The sequence below is a fragment of the Mycobacterium sp. genome (assembly GCF_049281135.1).
GTDB lineage: Bacteria > Actinomycetota > Actinomycetes > Mycobacteriales > Mycobacteriaceae > Mycobacterium.
Genome location: NZ_JBAPRN010000428.1, coordinates 1 through 4,242 on the forward strand (window position 1 = coordinate 1; position 4,242 = coordinate 4,242).

The following is a 4,242-nucleotide window of genomic DNA, read 5'->3' on the forward strand; positions in this document are numbered from 1 at the left end:
GATCCACCCAATCCAGATGATGGCCGGAACGTAGAGGCACATCAGGCCGTTCCACGCGAACGGCCCGCCCTTGTAGAAGGCGACGAGGACGTCGATGAAGAAGCTGAGCCCGGTGATGTAGTTCACGTAGACGATCCAACGCGGAAAAATCGGCTCCGGGTTGAGCTCGTTGTCTTTGATGACCGCTCGGGCAATCGCGAAATACTGGACGCAGTTGGTGTTGAGGACGATCACCATGATCATCCATGCGAGATCGTGCAGCGTCTGGGTTACCTCGGGTGAACGTTCCGGCCGAAACGCCGCAAGGATCAACAGCAGCGTTGGGATCAGGAAATTCACCAGCCCGCCCAAGCCGCCGGCAAGCTGGGCGTAGGTGAGCACCGGCGTCGACCCTTCCATGCGGCGCAGCTGGCTGCTAATGGCCGCGGTGAAGGGCAAATACAGTGCGGTCCCGACGAACGCGATGCACAAACCGATCCGTATCACGTTGGTATCGGTCTGGTAGTAGTGCGCCAGCTGCTCGGCAGTGATGCTGGGTGAGAAGACCGGAAACTGCCCGGCGAAGATCAATCCGCCGAAAAAGATCGTCACGAACGCCGGCCCGCAGCGGGCGCACAAGATCAGTGCGTGTTCGTCGACGGGTCTATCGGGCTGCATGGCACTCCTCCGTATGAGTTTTGTCGAAGTTAGGCTGGGTGGAATCGGTCAGTGACTTCACCGATCGTCGTGATCCCGGCAAACGTCGCGCGCGTAAACGGTTGTCGACCGGTTGTCCGACCGGGCATTTGCGGCGCAGTGGCGCAATGTCTTTCGCCACCAATGGCTCGCGGTGGTGCTCAAAAGACCAGCACCAATCTGCCCCGCAGGCCACCCTTCTCCACCTCGTGGTGTGCCTGCGCGGCATCTTCGGCCGGGTAGGTCCCAGCCACCCGCAGGGTGAGTGCGCCGGACTCGACTTGCCTGGCCAGCTGGTCCAGTTTCCGCTGTTGCCTGAGATACTCGCCGACGAAAACCGGGTGCCACGTAATTCCGCGTTCGCGTGGACCGGTATAGAACCTCGCCGTGCAGATGCCGCCGCCGTCGCTCACCGCGGGCAGCACGGCGTCGTCGAGCAGCGCGCAGTCGATCAGGCCGTCCACGCCGTCCCGCACGACTTCCCTGATCCGATCTGCGATGTCGGGGCAACGGCGCAGTATGGTGTCGGCTCCGAGCAAGGCCACTGTCGCCGCGTCGGCGGGAGACGCGTCGGCGATCACGGTCAAACCGTCGGCTTTGGCCAGTTGCACGGCGAATCCGCCGAGCGCGCCAACAGCGCCGATGACCGCGACCGTGGACCCCGGTGGTAGCGCGAGCAGATCCAGCGCCAGCCGGGCGGTCAGACCGTTCATCGGAAGTGTCGCGGCGGCAACGTGTCCCACTCCGGCGGGCGCCTTCGCCACGGATTCTTCGGGGACAACCAGACTCTCCACGTAAGCGCCGCCGGCGCCTACCGGGAGGGTGATGGCAATGACGTGGTCACCAATCGTGAAATCGCCGCTGACATCGAGCCCGATCTCGTCCACTACGCCGGAGACTTCCCAGCCCACCACGTAGGGCGGCTGCGGTACCTCTCCCATCCGGTCCTGGTGGTCAAGGATCGCGCCTGCCCGGGTCATGCAGTCGGACGGATTCACCGCGGCTGCGTGGACTCGGATGCGGACCTGACCCCGTCCGGCATGAGGCTCGGGAAGGTCCAGCGTTGCGAGCATCTCGGGACCGCCGAACTCGGTGAAACCGATGGCTTTCATGTCAACAACCTGCTCTCTGATTGGCGACGAGTGCACTCGGTCGCGGGCTCGCCCGGCGCCGAGCACGTCGCGAGAACTGAGGGTTTAGCAAACACTACCTCGCGGTCTGGTCGATGCGTCTGGCGCCCGCTCGGATGACCGGAAACGTATACCTGCTCGACGTTAGGTGTCAACGAGAACTTCTTTGAGGCGCGACTTGTCGCTAGGAGACCGACGGAACATCGGTAGATATATGTCGTTTAGCTGTATCTATCGTGATCTCGAAGATACAGACGCTTCGTGGGCCGTCCCGCCGTTCGTTTGAGAACGATCGTTGACACGAGTGACTCAACGCTCTATCCTCACCAGGAAGTAAGCGAAGTCTCACTTTCAAGGATCTGCATCTCAGCAAACAGTGATGCGGAGTAGTCAGTCGCAGCCAGGTCTGGAGGATGACGATGTCGACAGTGCACGACCCGAGCCCATCGGTGGTGGTTGATTCACGTCGAAGGGCCGATCCTGTGCGCGGGCGCGGAGGCAGGCCGGTCGTCTGGTTCGCGACGGTGGGGGCGGCGGCTCTGGCGCTTCAGATCTACGTCTACGTCTCGTGGATGACGTCGGAAGACTTCCGGCGCGTGTCGACCGGCGCCGACCCGGTACCCAGCTCAGTCAAAGTGTGGGCGTGGTTCTCGCAGATCTCGGTGACGCTGCTAGCCATCGGATGCGTGGTATGGGTTACGCGCCAATGCCTGCGCGAACGGAAGCTGACCTTCGACGCCAAGCTTCTGATCGGATGGGTGTCATGCTTCTGGCTGGATCCGGTTCCCAACTGGATTCGTCCACAGGTGTTTTTCAATTCGTACTACGTCAACATGGGCTCGTGGGTTGAGCACATTCCGGGATGGTTCGGCCCGACCGGCAGCAACCTGCCGAATTCGCTTCTGTTGGAGTGCAGTGCCTTCTTCACCAACATCTTGGGCTGTGTGCTGTCGTGTGCCGTGATGCGCCGTGCGCAAAAACGCTGGAATCTCAGCAATTTCAGGACTTTTTTCGTCGGTGTCGGTACGGCCATGGCCTTCTTCTTGCTGATGGAGGAGTACATGATCTGGACCGGTTGGCTGGCCTGGCCGGGCACGATCCACGCGTTGTCGCTCAATGCCGGAACGATCCACCAGATGCCGCTCACGGAGATGGTCATCACCGGGTTCTGCCTCGTCGGCGCAATGGGCGCGCTGCGCTACTTCAAGGACGACCGGGGAATTTCCTGGGCGGAACGCGGACTCGATCGCCTGGCGTTTTCCGGCCCACGCGCCAGCGCCATGAAGACCCTCGTCAGCCTGCTCGCCGTGATCGGCTTCACGAACGCGTCATGGCTGACCTATAACGCCATCACCATCCCGATCGCGGTCTACGCCGACGAAATGCCGAGCGGCTTCCCGAGTTACATGACCAATCACATGTGCGGAACGCCGCAGGTGCGGCTCTGCCCCGATCCGTCCGCGCCGTTCGTCGGCCCCCACACAACGGGAATCGACTCGGTGCCCGGCGTGCATCCGGGACGTTGACCAATGCGCGTCCAGATGATCGACATGGGTTTGACGGCGCTGCCGCCGGCTTTCCCGGCCGATGCCGTATGGTCGCTCACGCCATGGCTACTCACGGCCATGTCGGTAGGGTTGGGGCTACTCGCTTTCATTTTTGCAGCGGTAATACTCTCCCGCACAAAGGATTTCACACCGCTGCTACTCTGCCTCGGGGGAGCGCTGGCCGCCCTGGTCGCGGAACCGTTGCTCGGTCACCTCGACCTGCTGGCCTGGGGCGAGGGTTACCCAGGACCCACGTTCAGCGCATTCGGTGCCAACATCCCGTTCTTTGTGCCCCCGGTCTATGCCTTCTACCTCGGCATGGGCGGTTATCTGGGGAGCCGACTGTTTCAGCGTGGACTGACCATTCGCGGAGTCTGGACATTCTGGGCCATTCTCATCGCGACCGACATGATCTTCCAGTTGATCGCCGTCAACCTGAAGGCGTACGTCTACTTCGGCAGCCAGCCGATCAGCATCTTGCACCTACCTCTCATGGGGTCGTTCAAGAACGCGACCGCGTATCTGTTGATCGGCCTGCTTGTCTGGGCGCTCGCCCCACGCCTCACCGGGGCGAGCAGAGCGCTTCTCGTGCTTGTCCCGATCACCGCATACCTGGGCGGAGCGCTGATCACGGCGTGGCCGTGGTACATCGCAATCAACTCGGACATGACCGGACCGATGGCGACCGTAGTCGCGGCGCTCACATTTGTGTTGTGCGGGCTGGCCACCCAGGGTGTCGCGCTCACGGTCAGCACGGACTCGCCCTGGCGTGATTCACCCGATCCGCATGTGCGGGACGCCCACGCAAAGCGGGCCACCGCTGAAAGGTAGGTATCGTCGCCACGATGTGGCCGCGGGTTTGTGCCGGGGCTGGCGCCGTTGACCGGCGC

At 62.4% G+C, this 4,242-nt stretch carries 4 protein-coding genes; 2 read left to right on the plus strand and 2 right to left on the minus strand.

The window, feature by feature from the left end:
• Both WAN02_RS17610 and WAN02_RS17615 read right to left on the minus strand, forming a co-directional pair.
• On the minus strand, positions 1 to 657 hold a 657-nt coding region (locus WAN02_RS17610; protein ID WP_422265526.1), incomplete at its 3' end, for a hypothetical protein.
• A gap of 179 nt (positions 658 to 836) precedes the next feature.
• On the minus strand, positions 837 to 1,787 hold the full coding sequence (locus WAN02_RS17615; protein WP_422265528.1) for an NADP-dependent oxidoreductase: 951 nt from the start codon (positions 1,785 to 1,787) through the stop codon (positions 837 to 839).
• 431 nt (positions 1,788 to 2,218) lie between these two features.
• On the opposite strand from WAN02_RS17615, the gene WAN02_RS17620 reads away from it, so the two are divergent.
• Both WAN02_RS17620 and WAN02_RS17625 read left to right on the plus strand, forming a co-directional pair.
• A complete protein-coding gene (locus WAN02_RS17620) occupies positions 2,219 to 3,331 on the plus strand; it encodes a spirocyclase AveC family protein (RefSeq protein ID WP_422265529.1) in 1,113 nt (370 codons plus the stop codon).
• A 3-nt stretch (positions 3,332 to 3,334) separates the two neighbouring features.
• Positions 3,335 to 4,183, plus strand: a complete 849-nt coding sequence (locus tag WAN02_RS17625; protein ID WP_422265530.1) for a hypothetical protein — start codon at positions 3,335 to 3,337, stop codon at positions 4,181 to 4,183.
• Positions 4,184 to 4,242: the final 59 nt, after the last annotated feature.